The sequence below is a fragment of the Dyadobacter sp. 3J3 genome, from assembly GCF_009801115.1.
Taxonomy (GTDB): Bacteria; Bacteroidota; Bacteroidia; order Cytophagales; family Spirosomataceae; genus Dyadobacter.
Window position 1 is genome coordinate 145,386 of sequence record NZ_VTOL01000001.1, and the last position, 18,190, is coordinate 163,575.

At 39.3% G+C, this 18,190-nt stretch carries 14 protein-coding genes; 8 read left to right on the forward strand and 6 right to left on the reverse strand.

Annotation, left to right across the window (positions count from 1 at the left end; genetic code table 11):
• Positions 1 to 62: 62 nt before the first annotated feature.
• The 3 genes from FZF08_RS00640 to FZF08_RS00650 all read left to right on the forward strand — a co-directional run bounded on the left by FZF08_RS00640 (position 63) and on the right by FZF08_RS00650 (position 2,923).
• Positions 63 to 779, forward strand: a complete 717-nt coding sequence (locus FZF08_RS00640; protein WP_159466695.1) for a LytTR family DNA-binding domain-containing protein — start codon at positions 63 to 65, stop codon at positions 777 to 779.
• 206 nt (positions 780 to 985) lie between these two features.
• Entirely contained in the window at positions 986 to 1,693 is a 708-nt protein-coding gene (locus FZF08_RS00645; RefSeq protein WP_159466696.1) for a DUF5683 domain-containing protein, read from the forward strand.
• Between the two features lie 204 nt (positions 1,694 to 1,897).
• The gene (locus FZF08_RS00650; protein ID WP_159466697.1) at positions 1,898 to 2,923 is read left to right on the forward strand and encodes an LLM class flavin-dependent oxidoreductase; all 1,026 of its coding nucleotides are present in this window, start codon (positions 1,898 to 1,900) and stop codon (positions 2,921 to 2,923) included.
• A gap of 71 nt (positions 2,924 to 2,994) precedes the next feature.
• Here the strand turns inward: FZF08_RS00650 and FZF08_RS00655 are convergent, their stop codons facing one another.
• From FZF08_RS00655 to FZF08_RS00670, 4 genes are all read right to left on the reverse strand, one after another.
• On the reverse strand, positions 2,995 to 3,864 hold the full coding sequence (locus tag FZF08_RS00655) for a CPBP family intramembrane glutamic endopeptidase (RefSeq protein WP_159466698.1): 870 nt from the start codon (positions 3,862 to 3,864) through the stop codon (positions 2,995 to 2,997).
• A gap of 30 nt (positions 3,865 to 3,894) precedes the next feature.
• Positions 3,895 to 5,100, reverse strand: coding sequence for a VCBS repeat-containing protein (locus FZF08_RS00660; RefSeq protein ID WP_159466699.1), 1,206 nt, complete (start codon positions 5,098 to 5,100; stop codon positions 3,895 to 3,897).
• Between the two features lie 33 nt (positions 5,101 to 5,133).
• Positions 5,134 to 8,001, reverse strand: coding sequence for a PVC-type heme-binding CxxCH protein (locus FZF08_RS00665; protein WP_159466700.1), 2,868 nt, complete (start codon positions 7,999 to 8,001; stop codon positions 5,134 to 5,136).
• Between the two features lie 264 nt (positions 8,002 to 8,265).
• Positions 8,266 to 8,526, reverse strand: a complete 261-nt coding sequence (locus FZF08_RS00670; protein WP_159466701.1) for a DUF3072 domain-containing protein — start codon at positions 8,524 to 8,526, stop codon at positions 8,266 to 8,268.
• A gap of 116 nt (positions 8,527 to 8,642) precedes the next feature.
• Between FZF08_RS00670 and FZF08_RS00675 the strand changes: the two genes are divergently transcribed.
• The gene (locus tag FZF08_RS00675) at positions 8,643 to 9,104 is read left to right on the forward strand and encodes a hypothetical protein (protein WP_159466702.1); all 462 of its coding nucleotides are present in this window, start codon (positions 8,643 to 8,645) and stop codon (positions 9,102 to 9,104) included.
• 156 nt (positions 9,105 to 9,260) lie between these two features.
• Here FZF08_RS00675 and FZF08_RS00680 read toward each other — a convergent pair whose 3' ends face one another.
• Together FZF08_RS00680 and FZF08_RS00685 are read right to left on the reverse strand one after the other, a co-directional pair.
• Complete coding sequence (locus tag FZF08_RS00680) at positions 9,261 to 11,588, reverse strand: DPP IV N-terminal domain-containing protein (protein WP_159466703.1); 2,328 nt, start codon at positions 11,586 to 11,588, stop codon at positions 9,261 to 9,263.
• Between the two features lie 745 nt (positions 11,589 to 12,333).
• The gene (locus FZF08_RS00685; RefSeq protein ID WP_159466704.1) at positions 12,334 to 14,124 is read right to left on the reverse strand and encodes a 7TM diverse intracellular signaling domain-containing protein; all 1,791 of its coding nucleotides are present in this window, start codon (positions 14,122 to 14,124) and stop codon (positions 12,334 to 12,336) included.
• A 354-nt stretch (positions 14,125 to 14,478) separates the two neighbouring features.
• Here FZF08_RS00685 and FZF08_RS00690 point away from each other — a divergent pair, with 354 nt between their 5' ends.
• The 4 genes from FZF08_RS00690 to FZF08_RS00705 all read left to right on the forward strand — a co-directional run bounded on the left by FZF08_RS00690 (position 14,479) and on the right by FZF08_RS00705 (position 18,160).
• Positions 14,479 to 15,279, forward strand: a complete 801-nt coding sequence (locus FZF08_RS00690) for a pseudouridylate synthase (RefSeq protein WP_229216368.1) — start codon at positions 14,479 to 14,481, stop codon at positions 15,277 to 15,279.
• A gap of 101 nt (positions 15,280 to 15,380) precedes the next feature.
• Positions 15,381 to 16,481, forward strand: a complete 1,101-nt coding sequence (locus tag FZF08_RS00695) for a sensor histidine kinase (protein ID WP_159466705.1) — start codon at positions 15,381 to 15,383, stop codon at positions 16,479 to 16,481.
• Positions 16,478 to 17,248 (forward strand): LytTR family DNA-binding domain-containing protein, encoded by a 771-nt coding sequence (locus tag FZF08_RS00700; protein ID WP_159466706.1) that lies wholly within the window; start codon positions 16,478 to 16,480, stop codon positions 17,246 to 17,248. Before FZF08_RS00695 ends, FZF08_RS00700 begins: the two co-directional genes overlap by 4 nt.
• 171 nt (positions 17,249 to 17,419) lie before the next feature.
• Positions 17,420 to 18,160: a hypothetical protein gene (locus tag FZF08_RS00705; RefSeq protein WP_159466707.1), complete on the forward strand. Its 741-nt coding sequence runs from the start codon at positions 17,420 to 17,422 to the stop codon at positions 18,158 to 18,160.
• The last annotated feature ends 30 nt before the right edge of the window (positions 18,161 to 18,190 follow it).

Consider the following 18,190-nt stretch of genomic DNA (forward strand, 5'->3'; position numbering starts at 1 on the left):
ACAGAAGTGTCGGTTATCAAAAAGCCAATCGCCAATACCTAACAGCTCAAAGCCAACAACAAATGACCACATTCAACTGCCTGATCGTAGATGACGAGCCAATTGCAAGGGACATTATCAAAAATTATTGCGGGCATTTACCTTATCTGAATATCGTCGCGGCCAGTGGAAATGCTTTGGAAGCGAAGGCAATTTTGAACCAGCAAAAAGTGGACATATTGTTCCTGGATATCAATATGCCCATTATTGACGGTATTTCTTTTCTGAAAACATTGAAAAATCCGCCTCAGGTTATTTTCACAACGGCGTACAAAGAATATGCTTTGGATGCTTTTGATCTTTCCGCCTGCGATTATTTGCTGAAACCATTTTCGCTCGAACGTTTCCTCATCGCGGTTGATAAAGCAACAGAAAAATTGCAGAATCATTCATCGACGGGTTTGGAAAATAATGAAGTAAAAACAGAGGATTTTATTTTTATCAAAACGGATGGAAAGATTTTCAAAATCCTTTATCCGGATCTTTTATTTGCCGAAGCCAACGGTAACTATACAAAAATCGTCACAACTCAGAACACATTACTTCCTGCTATGAGTTTTTCTGCGATGGAAGAACTTCTCCCAAAATCACTTTTCCTTAGAGTACACCGTTCGTTTATCATCAACAAATCCAGGATCGATCACATTGAAGGAAACCGTGTTTTTATCAACAATATTGAAATACCAATAGGAGGAAATTACCGCGAATCATTTCTGAAACAATTGGGGTTTTCTTCCTGATGTTCTGTTCGATTTGCTAAAAACTATTATTCTGAGTAGTACTTTTCCATCCGGTTTAAAACCAACCAATCTCATAAAGAATGTTAACAGGCTGTAAATAGAGTATCTGAGCAAAACACTATTACTAAATTTAGCACGAACACAAGAAAAGTCAAAAAAGGTTTCTGCGAAAATGTATAATGATCAACTCAAATTTATTAGCCGTTATGAAAAAGTATGTTTTGCTCTGGTGCTTGTTTTTATCATCGACTGCCCTGTTTGCGCAGGAATTGAAAAAAGACAGCATTTCAAAAAAAGTATTGATTGAGAATAAAGATTCTGATAATCCGGGAATTTTATCAGGATCAGATTCTTCCAAAAAGAACAAGTCCAAATTCATTCCTATTCCTAAAAAAGCGGCAATTTTCGCAGCACTTTTTCCCGCTGGCGGACAAATTTATAACCGGGATTACTGGAAAGTACCGCTGGTACTTGCTGCCTTGGCAGGCGGAACATGGACGGCCATTTATTGGCGAATCCGTTACCAGGATTTTCTTACCGGTTACCGTTCTTTCTATAATTTGAGCGATACGGATGATCCAAATTATGGTAATTTAAAAGACGGACTTAATGCTGATTCCCAGTTGCCGGTTTTTTACCGGGGAGGAATTTTAAATGGTGAACGTAACGAAGCGCGGCTTTATAATATCAATCAGGTTCAAAAAGTAAAGAACGATTATCGCCGTTATTTTGAAACATCCGTTGTCGTCACCGCTGCGATTTATGTACTGGCCATTATTGAGGCCAACGTGGCCGCACATTTGAAAACTTTTGATATTTCAGATGATATCAGTTTTCGGATTGAACCTAAAATGAGTCAGCCGCTGATCAAGCAACCAGTTCCGGGAATCAGGCTTGTATTTTCATTTCGCTAAGTCGTAATCTCCTTGGCGAACATAGGTTTATGAATCTTTAAAATTGATAATAATTTTGGAACGATTATTCAATTATACCCGTTTTTCTATTGTAACTATACAAATAGTATAACTTTTTTATAAGTAACAATTGGTTACATATTTATTTTAACAAAGGTTATGAATGTCTTCCAAAGACTTTTCAACAATAAAAAAGGCTTAAAAATGGATATCAAAGAATCAAAAAACATAGCTTATTCTGTACTTGATCTTGCTACTGTTATCGAAGGAAAAACGCCTGCCGATACTTTCAAAAGAAGTCTGGAATTAGCACAAGAAGCAGAGAAACTTGGTTATAATCGATACTGGTTTGCTGAACATCACAATATGATCAGCGTTGCGAGTTCTGCAACTTCGGTACTTATTGGCTATGTAGCTGGTGGTACTTCTACAATCCGGGTGGGCTCCGGAGGAATCATGCTGCCAAACCATTCGCCGCTCGTGGTTGCAGAACAGTTTGGAACGTTGGCTTCCTTATATCCCGGAAGAATTGATCTGGGTTTGGGCCGTGCTCCGGGTACAGATCAGATGACAGCAAGGGCAATCCGGGGTGAAAATTTTAATGCCGTTCATAATTTCCCAACCGACATTGAAACGCTTGAGACTCTTTTCTCAAAAAATAATCAAAATGGTAAAATCCGTGCAATTCCTGGTGACGGGCTGGAGGTGCCGATATGGATTTTAGGATCAAGTCCGGACAGTGCGCGGGTTGCCGCTGCGATGGGTTTGCCCTATGCTTTTGCCAGTCATTTTGCACCGGCCTATTTTCTGGAAGCCATTGAATTGTACAGGAGAAATTTCAGGCCGTCGATCTACCTGGACAAACCTTATGTGATGGCTTGCGTCAATGTAGTAGCAGCCGAAACGGATGCAGAGGCCGAAAAATTATCGACTTCTGTTCTTCAATTTTTCCTTGGCGTGGTTAGTGGAAGTCGTAAACTTTTACAGCCTCCGGTTGACAACATGGATGCTATCTGGAGTATGCAGGAAGAACATGCAGTCAATCAAATGCTGGCATATTCCTTTATTGGCGGACCAGCAAAGTTAAAAAAGAAACTAACCGCATTTTTCGATAAAACGCAGGTTGATGAAATCATGGTAACGTCGCATATTTTTGACCATCAGGCAAGAATTGAATCGTATCAGCTTTTCTCACAGATTGTTCAGGAAATCAATTCGGTTGAAGCTTAAAATATTTGCAGTGAAAAATCAGGGTGCCTCAACAATTGTTAGAGTGCCCTGCTTTTTTATTTTATTTCAAATCAGGAATATACCGTCTGTTCTGCCGTGTAAAACTTATTTTTTGCAGTCTTTTTAATATAGACCAAAAGCAAAATAAACTGGGCAAGTGTTATGCCAATCACCATCGAATCAAAGTCCATAAAACCCTTTTCAACAACTTCTTTTTGATCCCCCGATAAAAGGAAACTAACAAGGAAATTATTCACAAAATGTACTCCGCTTATAAAAGCAAGGCTCTTCCTTTCGAGTACAACAATAGAAGCTAGTACCCCAAAAAGTGTAATTAAAAAGACAGCTTCCAGACCATACTCTACATGTAAAATTCCAAATATTGCCGATCCCAAAAATATCAGGACGTAATAATTCTTTATTCTCAAAGAAAAGCTTTGCAGCAGATAACCGCGAAAAATAACTTCTTCTGCATACGATTGTATGGCTACCGTGACAATGGATACCGGAACTAAATAAACCAAAGTAGTATCAATTCTATTTTCTAAAAAGTATTTCCAGTCATCTTGTTGATTGATTAAAGAACCAAGTATTACCAGGGTTCCCCAAACTAATATTCCTTCCAAAACTTCATTCCTGGAAAAAAAATCAACAAAATTCAATGTTGAAAAATTACGCTTGTGAATTATTCTTATTGCAAAATATATTCCTGTCAACACCAGAAAAAATGCGAAACCTTCCTGAAAACCATTTATTATAGCTTCAAAAATGCTTCCTTTCAGAGCAGTCTGGTCAATAAAAAACGGATCATCTGCGTCAATTATAATATATGAAAGGAATAGCAAGCCTATCAGGACAGTATTGAAGATTAGAAATCTCCACCATTCATTTTTTCCTTTTTCAGCCTGGGCCAAAAATTGATTATCAGATATAAACCCCATTAACACTTGCCTTAAAAAACTATATTAAAACTATTTCTTCATCAGATTTTCAAACAAAAAAACACCATGTTTATTCGCTACAACAATATCCGGCTTGCTATCTCCATTCATATCTTTTACCGTAATGTTTAACCCGGAACCGGAATCACTGTCAATAATATGTTGGGTATAATAAGGTTGTTTGGCGGAATTAAACTCAAACCATAACAAAATCGGTGGGTCGCTGTCACCGGGATCATGGCCGTGATGTGCCAAAAATCTTTTTCCGGTAATGTAATCCTTTCGCCCATCACCGTTCAGATCCGCCATGATTGAAGAATGCGTTTGGGCAGTCGTTTTGCTCATTAAATGGGATACAAAATACAACCGGCCTTTCACATCTGTAATTTGTTCATGCCACCAAACGCCCATAGAATGCGCCGAAGCACTCACCACATCGTTTTTTCCATCGCCATTCACATCCATAATCTGCATATGTGAGCAAGGTTCACCGAGATTTGCGTTATGAAAAACCCAGTTTCCTTCCTTCGGATCTTTTTTCCCTTCAAACCAGCCTTCCATAACCGTGACATCGTTGATGCCATCTTTATTCACATCACCAAAGCCGATTCCATGCGAAAAAGGTTCTGTTCCCGCTGCATTTTCCTTGCTGATCGCAAAACGTTTCCATTCTGTTTCACCTTTTTTCAAAGGCGCCTGCAACCAGATCATTTGTTTTTTAACCTTATCACCACAAAGAATATCAAGCCTGCCGTCGCCATCTACATCAACAAAATTTGGCGACTCATTGGTAATTCCGACACTATCGGCAATGATATGTTTTTTCCAGGTGCCCGGTTTGTTTTGTGGATTTTCAAACCAAAAACCAGGTTTTCCGGGAAAATCAACAATGACAACATCATCCCAACCGTCCAGATTAACATCCATTCCAAGATTCAAAAAGGAATTGCTGTACTCCGTCACAGGATCGAAGTTACGCGAAGGAGCCATTTCATGGCGTGTCCAGTTTGGCGCTTCAAACCAGTAGTAACCGGCAATGATGTCCATTTTTCCGTCCTTATTTATGTCAGCCACAGCAGCGCCTTCTGAAATAAAATCGCCGGTTAATTTTGTCTTTTTAAAATCCTTTGAAGTATCCGGTACTTTCGTTTGGCCATGCGAAACAGGAACACAAAAACTTAAAGAAAGCATTAAGACAACTATATTCCGGCAAATTCCGGTGTATGTGATTCTCATATTTCCCGACTTAATTTTGTTTTTCAAATCCATTTATTTCTCCAAAACCTTACTGATCAGCATCTGGCTTTCATGATTTTCATGAGAGCCGGATTTACCCAGTTTCTCATTCAAATCTTTCAAAACCTTTTTTGATTCATCCGTCCCAATCGCGGCAACACGCTGAATGGTATAAGGCAAAATATTCGGAAGTTTTGCTTTTTCGGCAATTTGTAAAGCGCGTTTCATATCAATAGCGGCCAAAGGTTCGGCTGCATACCAAACCATCAGAGGCAGGTTATGATCGTCCTTATCTTCAACTTTTTGAGAAAGTGCTTCAACAACATCCCAGCGCTGCGCAGGGTCCAGTCGGAGCATAGCGGAAGTCAGGTACAATCTTACTAATGAAGAATTGTCATTTTGTGCCAATGCGGCAAATCGTTTTAAGGTTTCAGGAGACACATTTTTACTTTCTGTCAAAAGCTGAATCGCCCAGCTTCTCACATATTCATTGTCGTTGGCGAGTAAATCTGTTAAATCTTTTTCGGTTAATCCTTTCGTTACGTGAAGTGTCCATAAAGCGCGAAGTTTTCTTGTAGGATCAGGATTTTGGGCCAGCATTTCTTTTAATGCTTTGTGTACTTTTTTATTCGGGCCTCGTTCCTGTAAAATCGTCCGGGCTTGTCTTACGTACCACTCGTTTTTATTAAGCTGATAATTAACCAGTTCCATATCCGAAGCTTTGGACAAATCTACTTTTACCCACTTATCATTTTCATGGGTAATTTTAAAAATCCTTCCCATCGTTTTGTTATGAACATCCGGATTTGGACTGTGACATTGATTTTTATCATACCAGTCGATCGCAAAAACGGAGCCACTTGGGTCATATTTAAAATTCAGCCACTGCGACCAGGAATCGTTCATCGATAGAAAATCATTTCTGTGCGTCGCCTGATATCCTGATCCTTTGCGTTCAAGATGATCGATATTGAGTTTTGCCCCGTTGATATTGTTCATAAAAATCTCGTTACGATATTCCTGCGGCCAGCTATCGCCGCCCAGATAAATCATCGCTCCTGCATGCGCATGACCGCCACCAGCAGAACCCGAGCGGAAATTCCCCGCATGTGGACCGCGCTCTCCTACCCAATGAACGTGATCGGCGATGGTTTTGATATCATCATATGTATACGGATTGAAATGTTTCCCCGCCTGACGCTGATACCGCGCGCCCTGGATAATATGATACATATGCGGGATCACGCAAACGGTAATAAACGGATGCCCGTAATCATTGAAATCAATTCCCCAGGGGTTACTCGAACCTTCCGCAAAGACCTCAAACTCATGAGAAGTCGGATGAAATCTCCAGACACCGGCGTTAATTTTGGTACGTTCGGCATCCGAAGCACCTGGCTTTCCTACATTGGAACGGGTAAAAACACCGTGGGTTCCATAAAGCCACCCATCCGGTCCCCATCTTAAATTGTTGAGAACTTCATGCGTATCATCCACACCCCAGCCATCCAGCAATTTTTGCGGCGGACCGGCAGGTTTGTCATTTTTTGCATCAATCGGGATAAACAATAAATAAGGTGCAGCACCCAGCCACACACCGCCCATTCCAACTTCAATACCACTTACGAGATTTAATCCTTCGGTGAAAACTTTCCTTTTATCCAGTGTTCCGTCACCGTCGGTATCTTCAAAAATCAGAATTCTGTCCCTGCCCTGTCCTTCCGGCGCGGGTACGGGATATGTGTGCCCTTCCACCACCCAAAGTCTGCCGCGGGAGTCAATTGTAAAACTGATCGGGCGAATAATATCCGGCTCAGCCGCTGCCAATGTTATCTTAAAACCTTTGGGAAGTGTCATCGCTTTGGCTGCTTCTATACCCGAAAGTCCTGCATTCAGTACCGGATCCAAAGGCGGCAAAATGATGATATCTTTTTGTTTCAGCTCGTTTGGAAAGTCTGGCCGACTTGGATAAAATAGAAATTCATCAAAATTAATATGCGCCCATTTATCATTTGGTATGTAAGGAATTTGTGAAATCCCGGTTTCGTTATCGATGATACGAATGAATATTTCTTTGTTTTGATAGGCTTGCAGATCAACCACGGCTGGCTGCAAAGTTGCCCTTCCCTGCCCGGTAATATGAAAAATCACACTGTCCGCTCCTGCCAACACAAGTTCCACACGCGTATCCTGCAAAGCCCCACCTGAAACTCTGAAAGCTGCAAAGGGCTGTATCACCTTGAAAGGGACAGAAGTTAAAGTACCGGTAAGTTTGTAATTCGTGGTTCCACCGCTGCTCACGAAATATTTCCCCTCATAGCCGATATGCATTTCTTTTTCATGCACGGGAGACGGATCCTCTGAAAAAAGCGGATTCGTAAACGCATCGCCTGTTGCCGTCCAGTCCTTCAAAGTACCGGTTTCAAAATTAAGGTTTAGTGGCTGCCCATCTTTTGTGGGTAATTTCCCGGCCACTGTTTTATCAGAAATTACACCTTCCACAACTTCAAAACTTCCAACCATACCTGCCGCACGGTGACCCGGAACTGAACAGAAATATGTATCATTTTCCACAGCTTTGAAAACCAGACTTGTGCTGGTTCCTTTTTCAATGATCACTTTACTTTTCAGACCCAATTTTTCAAGAGAAATATCATGCGTCATCAGCTCACCATTGGTAATTTTGATTCGGACGCGATCGCCCTTATTTGCTTTTAAAGTGGGGTTACGGGAGCCATCCGGTGCAAAAAAACCAAGCATGGTTGCTTCCAGCGCGTAATCTCTATCGAAATGTGCGGTATCAGCGAAAGCAGAAGTTTTAGTTTTCTGGGCGCTGCTAAAAGGTTTTGGAACAATAAAAAAGATCGAAAGCAGCAGTGTAAGTAAACGAAATGCAGACATAATAGCGGACTGTAAAGGTGTTAGGAATATTCACTTTCTGATTATTCAAAAAAGTGGATACTAAACAGAAGCTACCCGTCCGATTTGATATAATATGTTAAGAATCAATTTAATGACTAACTAATTAAACAGCTAAAACTAATCGATATTAACATTTTGAGATAAAATATAAGTAAATTATTATTGACAAAACAAAAGATAACCGGCTGTTAATCAGAGACAAAAGTCTAAAAATAACAGCCGGCTAACTTTTAACAGAGATTATTAATTACTTAATCCTCTTCCCGTTTTATGTTGAAGTTCATCGATTCTTTTTGACGCGTCCGCCTTGCTCAGCTTTTCGTCAAATTCCACACCTGCCTCGTCAGAAAGTGTTTTGAGGTAAGAATGCTGCGCACCAGTCATTGGCTCGCTTCCGGTAGTCCATTCGTCCGGATCTTTTACGGTATTGTCTCCACGAATTACCTGGTTTTCAGTTGATGGATTTTCGTTCTCATCTCCCGCTTCTTTATGTGTAGTTGCCATTTTAGTTATGTTGATTTCCTAGCGGGTATAAAAAAACTGAGCCACGATTTTGTACCCAAGACAACCAATTTCCGAAAATTGTGTCCATTAAGTATCCTCTCTTAACTTATATCAAAATGAATCGCATTCAAACAGGATTTTTTGTCATTTTCCTATCGCTATTATTTTCAGGATGTAAAGATCCTGAATCTCAAACTAACGAACCTATCAATGAACCGGCGGGAGGTTCCTATTATTATGTAAAAAACGAGACAGATCTGGATTTGTACGCACAATTTCCGGTACCAACTTATGACAGCAGTATTGACAAAATGATTGATATAGATAGCACAGTTACAATTCCACGACTTGTCACCACAAAACTTTTTGAAGATCTTGGTAACTTTGGGCTGAACCCAATGCCGACTCATACTTTTAAGAATATCAAGTTTTTCAAGCAGACGGATGGAGTAAAAAGTCTGGTTTTTGAAATAAACCCGGTTAAAAACGATCGCTGGATTTCTAAAATTCTTAGTAGAGAAGATTCAGGATATGGCCTGACGGAATATCAGTTTGTGTTGAGAAAAGAAGATTTGTAATGTATTATTGCAAACAAAATCTTAATACCTCCACACTTCTTATACTTTGGTATGAATGAATAAGTTTACAACCGTACAGTTTCATGTTCATTATTAACAGAAAAGGGAACAATCACCGAAATGATTGTTCCCTTTTCTGTTAATAAATTCTGTAAGTTACTTCACCGCATTTCTTGGATCCATAACATTATGCAACTGATATTCTTTCGGTGGTTCGGCACCTAATAAGTGACGAACGAAATAATCCCAGCGACGTCTCATCATATATGGACCAAAGTTCGCATATCCATGGCGACTGTTTGGGAAAATGATCAGGTCATAATCTTTATTCGCTTTTTCCAGTGCTTCAATCACCAGCAAGGTATTGTAAGGTGGCACATTATCATCCATCATTCCGTGTGCGAGCATCAGTTTTCCTTTCAAATTTTTGGCATAAATCTGATTTGCCTGTGCTTCATAATTTGATATTCCCTTTCCATCCTTTTTCAACAAACCAATGTAACGTTCGCCCCAGTCGTCCTCGTAATTCCGGTTGTCCTGGTTGCCCGATTCTGAAATTCCAACTTTGAAGAAATCCGGATAAGTGAACATTGCACAAGCTGTGGCAAATCCGCCTCCGGAATGTCCGTGCATACCAACGCGTGTGGTATCGATCCAGTTATATTTTGCTGCAAGCTGCTTAATTCCCGAAACCTGATCGGGCAAAGTATTCTCAGCCATTTGTCCATAATTCATATCATGGAAACTTTTTGACCGCAACGGATTACTCGTACCTTCCAGTTCAATCACAACAAATCCAAGTTCTGCCAAAGCCTGATTGTCTCTTCTGGATGCAGAAAATGCCCATGATCCAACGCTGCCGCCTTGCGGACCAGGATAAATATAATCTACAAGAGGGTATTTTTTAGTTGAATCCAGTTTTGTCGGCGTGTACATCAATCCGTAGACATCCGTTTTTCCGTCATGTGCTTTTACTGAAAAAGGAATTGGCGCTTTCCAGCCGATGGTTTTTAAACGGCTAACATCTGTTTTTTCCAATTCAGTAACTAATTTCCCACCCATAGTACGCAAAACCGTAACCGGGGCAACATCAGGCTGAGAATAAGTATCGATGAAATAATTTTCCGAAGTTGATAAAGACACTGTATGAAAACCAGCCTCAGGCGTCAGCAGAGTCAATCCTGAACCGTCGAAATTGATTTTGTAAAAATGGCTGAAATACGGGTTACCGGATTCTTTTCCATTTGCCATGAAATAAATCTGACGGCTTTTTTCATCCACTTTTATCAATTGCGTGACTAACCAATCCCCTTTGGTAATCTGGTTTTTAGGCTTTCCCGATGTTGCGTCGTACAAATACAAATGTCCCCAGTTATCCTTTTCCGAATACCAGATTATTTCTTTGCTTGCCGACAAATACCGCCAGCTGATTCCTCTTTGCCCTGATTCAAACTGCGTTGGAGAAGTTTCTTCAAAAATTTCTTTTACTGCACCTGAAACAGCATCAGCCATTCTTACTTTTTCCTCTTTATGATCACGAGACGTTGAAACAAACACTACCTGAGTACCATCCGTGCTCCATGAAACGTCATTTAGCACGCCACCACGGCTGATATCATCACCCATAGTTGACCTGTGAACATCCGCAGGAATTTGCAAACGTATTACTTTGGGCGTTTCAACATTAATAATAACACGATGAAGCATCGCCACAACGCTATCACCCGGCAATGGATATTTCCATGCTTCCAGTTTCGGATGACCTACGTTCGTAGTCACCAAAAACATATCGCCTACTTTCCTTTCATCCTGCTGATAGGTAAAAATCTTTTTGGAATCTGGCGACCAGGATAAAACCGGCTTGTCGCTATGACGCCAGCCGGCATTATCCGTGGCATAACCAAAATCCTTGATTCCGTCGGTAGTTAATTGTATGAGCTGATTTGAAGCTACATCACGAAGCCACAAATTATGCTCTTTGATCAAAACGGCTTTTTTACCATCCGGCGACAAAGATTCACTTCTCGGTTCTTCGTCCGTTTTTACTTTTGTTGAAGCATCTTCTGTAATTTGATATGTTTTCAAATCACATTTCCATTGTTTTCCATCCGCTGAGAAAAGAATCGATTTTTCATCCTTTGAAAAACTAAAACTTTGAAAAGGAAGCATAAAAGCGGTAAAACTTTTTCCGCTCGCAGCCGAAAGAGACTGTGCCAGTTTTGCCTGGTTAAAAGCAGGTAAGCGCGTTCCTTTCAACGCATTTACCAAAATAAATTCACTGCCTTGTGCCGTTAAGGTGCGATACCAAAACCGCTCTCCTGAAATCCATGCAGGTTTCCCGGAAACATTGTCGATGTACTTTTGGGTGTTAGAAGTTAGAAAACTTTCTGCTTTTTGGTAGTCGTTTGCAATCAGCACCGCTTGCTGGGAAAATGCGGAACCGGCTATTAAAACGGGCAAAAAGATTGTAATTAATTTCTTCATATAGGTTAATGCCTGGTAATAGGATGTGAGGTAATTTATTTCAGGACTGCAAAATAAGGATTTTCAGCACGTAAATTCAGGCATACAACAAAAATCGTTTGTACGACAATCATATTTATCACAATTAAAGGTTCTAAACAAAAAAACTAAAACCATTCAAAACGAATAGTCTTAGTTCTGTTAAAAAAAATTGACAAAATAATCCGAAAAATCAGATTCCCATAATGAATGGTTTGTCTTTATTTTCAAGAATCAGGTTTACATTATAACTTTATTCAGGCCAAAAATCCAGTAGAACTTTGGTCAGCGTTTGGTCATTGATATACCCCCTGACCACAAGGCTACCGAATAAATAAACGCAATACAAAACGACTATTAATCCAATCGTTTCTGAAAGTGTTTTCCTAAGAGATTTACATTTTTCATTTCCTCTTTCACGGGTTGTGTTCATACGTTTTCCTAATTAAATATACTTGGTTTAGGTGTTTTTTATTGCTGCATGTAATCCTGGATTTGATCACACGCAGCAATATGAAATTTAATTTTACGACTACATTATGCCGTAATTAAACACATCTTTAAGGGTAGAGAGGGCATATTAATTTCTAAGCAAAACAAGGCACGAATTTGTCAATTACCAAAAAATGAGCATAGACAAAGTGTGTACAAACAAAACGAAAACCGCGATTTTTGAATAAAAACCGGGGTTTTGATGAAATTCCAATAAAATTGTTGCTATATCCGATTACTTACCGTCATCATTCAAATCGCCTTCCTCAACCATTGCCATTTTTTTGTAAAGCCTTGTTTTGGCACGGCGCACACTGGCAGGATCAATATTGAGTAAGGCCGCAATTTCCTTGGTGGAAAGGTTGATATGAAAATAGGCATATAGCCGTATTTCGTTTTTAGTAAGTGAAGGATATTTGGCCAGCAGATTTTCAAAAAAATGAGGATGGACCTGTTCAAAGTGCAATTTAAATTTTCGCCAGTCACCATCCAGGTACAGGTTGCTTTGCAGGATGGATTCTATACTTTTTAACTCCTTATGTTTGCTGTCCGGATACAATTTATGAAGTTCCTGAATCTGTGTTTTTAAACTGGCAAGCAGTTCGTTTTTCTGAACCATATATAAAGTTGTTGAAGCCAGTTCACGCTGGTTTAATTCCAGGCGTTCTTCTAATAATTCGTTTTTTGTTTTTTCGAGCCGGATATCGACATTGATTTTCTGGTTTTCCAATTCGATCAGTCTCTGCCGCAATCCAATTTCTTTCAAATCAAATTCCAACTGACGCGCTTCTATTTCTTTTGCTTTAAGATTTTTGTGAACCGATTTTGTGCGGGCTACCAAAGCTACTGAAAAAGCGAGTGCCTGCGAAATGATAGAAAAATCAGGCATTAATGAATTATTGGTTTCACTAAAACTTACGAAGACATGATACAAAGTGGTCCCCAGCATGAAAATCAATGGCAAAAAATTAGCAACTAAAAAGGGCGTAGAAGCCGGAAGTTTCCGGAGGTAACCTACGACACTGGTGCTCAAAATAATCGCAATCAACAGCAGCGCAAGAATATTATGATAAAGCAAAGTATAATCTTCCAGATAGGCTACAAAGACATTTAATAGTACGATTATCACGGTAACCAGCACATAAACCCATAACCCGATCCTAAGGGCTAAGTCCATTACCGGAAGTTTTTTTCTTGTATTCAGAAAAGCCCGGGTTAATTCTACTACGCCGTACATGATCAATAAAATGCTCCCATGCATCAGCAAATTAGTCAAATCAAAAGAATGCAGCTGTCCGTTTGGCGATACGGTAGAAGTAAAAAGCGGACTTTGAAAAAATATGCCATAAAACCGTTTATAAGCCGTGATATAAAACATACCTCCCAACTGCGCGATCAGATAAAATAATACTGTTTTATCCCTCAGCCCAAAATAAATGTACAAATTGTTTAAAAAGAAAAGGATCAATACGGTTATGGAAGTAACCCAGGACAACCAAACAATATGCTCATTTCTATCAAAATAATCACCTTTTTTTATTTTTATTAAGGGCTCTACCGCGTGTCCAAATGTCCGCAGCACACTTGCATCCATGTTAATATAAATCGCATTTTCAGTTTTCCCTTGTAATACACAGGCCAACTCATTAAGGTTACGCTTACCAATATACGGCGACAGCATACCATTTCGACTGACTACCCACTTTTGGGTATTTTCGTTAAAATAATATAAAGCGTTATCCAGGTTAAAATTTAAGGATATGCTACATCGCTCAGCGTAGTGAAAAGGATTATTGATGCGAATTTTCAACCAAAAGTGAGTTGCATCACCAGATTGCAACGAATCGCCATCAATGAAAACGAGTGAAGTATCCGAAAGTATTTTTTCAAAAGTATAGCCACGATCGGGCAATACTGCGTACCGATTTATTGTAGCAGCAGAACTATCATTGAGAATATAAACAGGTTGTGTAAAAGCTACAACCGGCAAAAGTAAAATGATCAGGAAAATAAAAATCTTATTCAACGCCCGGTGTTACATTTTTTTGAAAAGGTACAAAATAAACTTCGAAAGTTACAGATTTCATACTTTGCGGTCACATTTGGACTTGTATTGAATTTAAAAAGCAACCCTTCCCGAATAATTCCCGTATCAGCTTATAGTGATTAACCATTCTTTTTTTTCAAAATATAATTGAAAATGTCATGAACAAATCAACGGTAACCATCATACTTTATTTGATAGTGACAGCATTAATATTGGACTTATGAAAACATTTCACTTCTAAATTTTTCGTTTCCCAGGTCAAAAGTGACTGGATATTGTTAATTTTGCAAGTGTTTTGCACATGCACAGCCATTGATAAATTTAACATCCCTTTTGACACAGCCTATCTCCACCACAGATACAATTTTCAGCCCTTTTAAAGAATCACTGGGTGCGTATTGCTTTCCCGAGAAATTCACCTTTCCATTTGATTACGAACCACATCCTCTTTCATTACTGGCTGTGGAAAAGCTACAATCACATCTGGCTGATCAGGAAGAATGGGATCATAATTTTGGTTTAAAAGTTGATCAGGAAGGCGCTGTTATTGGAAAAATGTTTGGCGTTTTGGTTGTAAGAACGGAGAACGATGAAATCGGATATCTATCAGCGTTCTCGGGGAAACTGGCTGGCGGAAATCATCACACTAAATTCGTTCCGCCTATTTTTGATGGCATGGCTGACGGCGGCTTCCTGAATACAGGCATGGAAAAACTTTCGATCATCAATCAGCAAATCAAAGTATTGGAAGATAAAAATTCAGATGTACAGAAGGAGGTGGATGCTCTGAAAACAATACGAAAAGCACATTCCGTTTCTTTGCAAAAAGAGATTTTTGACCAGTACAATTTCCTGAATCAGGGCGGTGATAAAAAAAGCCTTTGTGAGATTTTTGAAGATGCGTCCTATAAAAATCCGCCTGCCGGAGCCGGAGAATGTGCCGCGCCAAAATTGCTACAATACGCTTTTCAGCAAAATATGCAGCCGATTGCCATGGCTGAATTCTGGTGGGGGTTATCTCCAAAATCTGATTTCTGGAAACATGGACATTTTTACCCCGCCTGTCGCGAAAAATGCGGGCCCATTCTGAGACATATGCTGGCAGGGATTGAAATGGATGAAAAACCGTTTTAAATTTTTTATTAAATAGATCTGTCTGTCTTCTGAAAATTAAAATGGGTAAAACAAACCCTTTTATCACCTTTGTAAATATCGGCAGATAAACATCTCAATGTATGTGGGCAGAAACATTTTATCCACTTTCCCAAAAGCAAAAATGGAAGCTGGGATTCGGGTTTGCGATTATTTATGTACCCATCCGTATCTACATAAATATTACTTTTTATAGTCAGTCAATTGTAGTCAACAAATTTCCACTTTGGATTATAGAGCTAATCGTGAGTGGCCTATTTTACACATTATGGCTAAATTTTATTGAATGGGTCCAATATTACGTTGTCAGATTCCCCAGAAGTAAATATGTAAGTCATGACAAATTGCTGAGCCAGCTATTGACTTTATTCATTGCCATTGGCCTCGCAGCAATTTTCAATATCGCTTTCCGCGTATTTTGGCACTGGATGGAATCAATCTGGGATCCCCAGCTTTTTCATACAAACTCTCCGGTTGAGTTATTAATGATACAGCAGAAACGGCGTTCAAACAATGGATTGACCGCTATGGCACTCATGGCTGCCTATTATCTGGCCTCAAATGTCCGGGTTTACCAGCACTTGCAGCAAGTACACATTAATGCCGAAAGACTTGAAAAAGAAAATATCAAGGCTCATTTCAATGCTCTGAAAAACCAGGTAAGTCCTCATTTCTTGTTTAATAATTTTAGTGTGTTAAGTACGCTTGTTGAATCAGATAAGGAATTATCCATAGAATTTATCAGCAGACTGTCACAGGTCTATCGCTACATACTCGAACAGTCTGATTTTGACCAGATAAAACTACGCACCGAAATTGAATTTATGGAAACGTATATGTACCTGCTTAAAACCAGATTTGAAGAAAAGATAAATCTGGAAATCCACCTTTCCGAAGCGCAAATAGACACTTATTTCATCGTACCGCTAACCTTACAATTACTGGTTGAAAACGCGGTAAAACATAACCAGATGTCGGTAACTTATCCGCTGGTTATAACAATTTGCATTGAAGACGATTTTTTGGTTATCCGGAATCCGATTCAGCTGCGGGCACCAACCGAGGTCTCGACAGGAATTGGTTTAAACAATATTATTAACCGATATAAATTGCTTGTCAATAAACCCGTTTTGGTAGAAAACCTGCAAAATTTGTTTGTTGTTAAAATCCCTCTTATTTCATGAACGTTCTTATTATTGAAGATGAAACGCTTAGCGCAACAAGACTGGAAAATCTCGTATTGAGGTATGATCCTTCCGCCAATATACTGGCCAAAATACCTTCCGTAAAGGAAAGTATTGCTTGGTTAGAAAACGATAATAACGCCGAACCGGATCTTATTTTTCTGGATATTATGCTGGAAGACGGTATGGGATTCAACATCATTGAACAGCTGAATCTTAAAATTCCGATCATATTTACGACCGCTTATAACGAATATTCCCTGAAAGCATTTAAGGTAAACAGCGTTGATTATCTTTTAAAGCCAGTTCAGCGGGCCGAGCTGGATAGCGCGCTTAGTAAGTTTAAAAATGTGCATTATAACAACAAATATTTCCCGGATCTGAATTTGATCAAATCTTTGCTGCAATCACCACATCAGCATGATAATTATAAAGACAGATTTATGGCATCTGCCGGAACCCGGCTTTTTTGTATAAAAACTGCGGATATTGCGTATTTTACCATCGAACAAAAGGCTACTTTTCTCAGAACCTTTGACGGAAAACATCTGACTATGGATTATAGTCTTGATAAACTGATTCAACTGCTGGACCCAAGCCAGTTTTTTCGGATCAACAGATCGCTGATTATTTCACTTGGCAGTATCAGTTCGATCAATACCTTATCGGCAGGCCGACTTAAACTCGAACTTTCGCCAATAGCCCAGCAGGAAATTTATGTAAGTACAGATCGTATTTCTGATTTTAAACAATGGCTTGGTAAATAATTCCCGATTTTCATTCTTCCCCAAAAAAAGCCCGTTCGACTTCCAAAAGCCGTCATTAAGACTTTTTTATTTTTCCTAAAGCCTCCTTTTAAACACTTTTGACTGAACGTTGTCCGGTATAGAAACCAGACAATTTATTAGTCCATTTATTTTCATTTTGCCTGCTAAATTTTGGAAAAGCTAAACATACATAACAAGTGCATCCTGGCAAGCCTGGAAGCCAATGAGCTGGAATTGCTTTACCCATATAGTGACCGCCTGAGAGTAATCGTGATCCTGGAAGGCAGTGGAAAAGTGACGTTGGATACAGTCTCATCCAGTTATCAAAAAGACAGTATATTCATCCTCCGTGCACAGCAAAATATTAGTTTTCAGACGTTTGTGAAAACAAAAATATTTACCATTATTTCCGGTTCATCACCAAAATCAGCTTTAAAAGACAAACCTTACATAACGACTTTTTCAACGATGTTCGGTCAGATTGAATCGTTGGTTTCCAATAAATCTTTTGTTCAGGGTAAGGTGATGGAGCGGAGTATTGACAGAGAATCTGCAAACCAGATCATTAAACTTATTACGCATGAAATGCAAAACCGGCCGGATTCTAATAAGGAAATTATCAGAAACGGTGTTTTTACATTCATTCACATACTTGACAGAAATATACAATATGTCAGAAAACACATTCCAGTCCTGCAATTTCATCCTGAAACAGACCAAATTCTGGAATACATCAAGCGACAGCTTCAACTTAATAATAAATTTGATATTCAGGAAATTGCTTCCAGTTTTAAAGTATCCGAAGATTGCATCAGTGAAATCCTGATTGCGCGCACAGGTTTTACATTTAAAAAATTTATAGTGAAATATCGTACTGATCTTTTCAAAAGCAAGCTTTTGAAATGGGTGTAGAAGTCCGATGGCTGACTACCAAAAGACAAG

What these genes read in the sequence shown, in the direction of transcription:
- FZF08_RS00670 (WP_159466701.1), bottom strand. Translation starts at nt 8,526, where the DNA reads ATGGCAACTACACATAAAGAAGCGGGAGATGAGAACGAAAATCCATCA.
- FZF08_RS00660 (WP_159466699.1), bottom strand. Translation starts at nt 5,100, where the DNA reads ATGAGAATCACATACACCGGAATTTGCCGGAATATAGTTGTCTTAATG.
- FZF08_RS00640 (WP_159466695.1), top strand. Translation starts at nt 63, where the DNA reads ATGACCACATTCAACTGCCTGATCGTAGATGACGAGCCAATTGCAAGG.
- FZF08_RS00655 (WP_159466698.1), bottom strand. Translation starts at nt 3,864, where the DNA reads ATGGGGTTTATATCTGATAATCAATTTTTGGCCCAGGCTGAAAAAGGA.
- FZF08_RS00695 (WP_159466705.1), top strand. Translation starts at nt 15,381, where the DNA reads ATGTGGGCAGAAACATTTTATCCACTTTCCCAAAAGCAAAAATGGAAG.
- FZF08_RS00680 (WP_159466703.1), bottom strand. Translation starts at nt 11,588, where the DNA reads ATGAAGAAATTAATTACAATCTTTTTGCCCGTTTTAATAGCCGGTTCC.
- FZF08_RS00675 (WP_159466702.1), top strand. Translation starts at nt 8,643, where the DNA reads ATGAATCGCATTCAAACAGGATTTTTTGTCATTTTCCTATCGCTATTA.
- FZF08_RS00650 (WP_159466697.1), top strand. Translation starts at nt 1,898, where the DNA reads ATGGATATCAAAGAATCAAAAAACATAGCTTATTCTGTACTTGATCTT.
- FZF08_RS00665 (WP_159466700.1), bottom strand. Translation starts at nt 8,001, where the DNA reads ATGTCTGCATTTCGTTTACTTACACTGCTGCTTTCGATCTTTTTTATT.
- FZF08_RS00700 (WP_159466706.1), top strand. Translation starts at nt 16,478, where the DNA reads ATGAACGTTCTTATTATTGAAGATGAAACGCTTAGCGCAACAAGACTG.
- FZF08_RS00645 (WP_159466696.1), top strand. Translation starts at nt 986, where the DNA reads ATGAAAAAGTATGTTTTGCTCTGGTGCTTGTTTTTATCATCGACTGCC.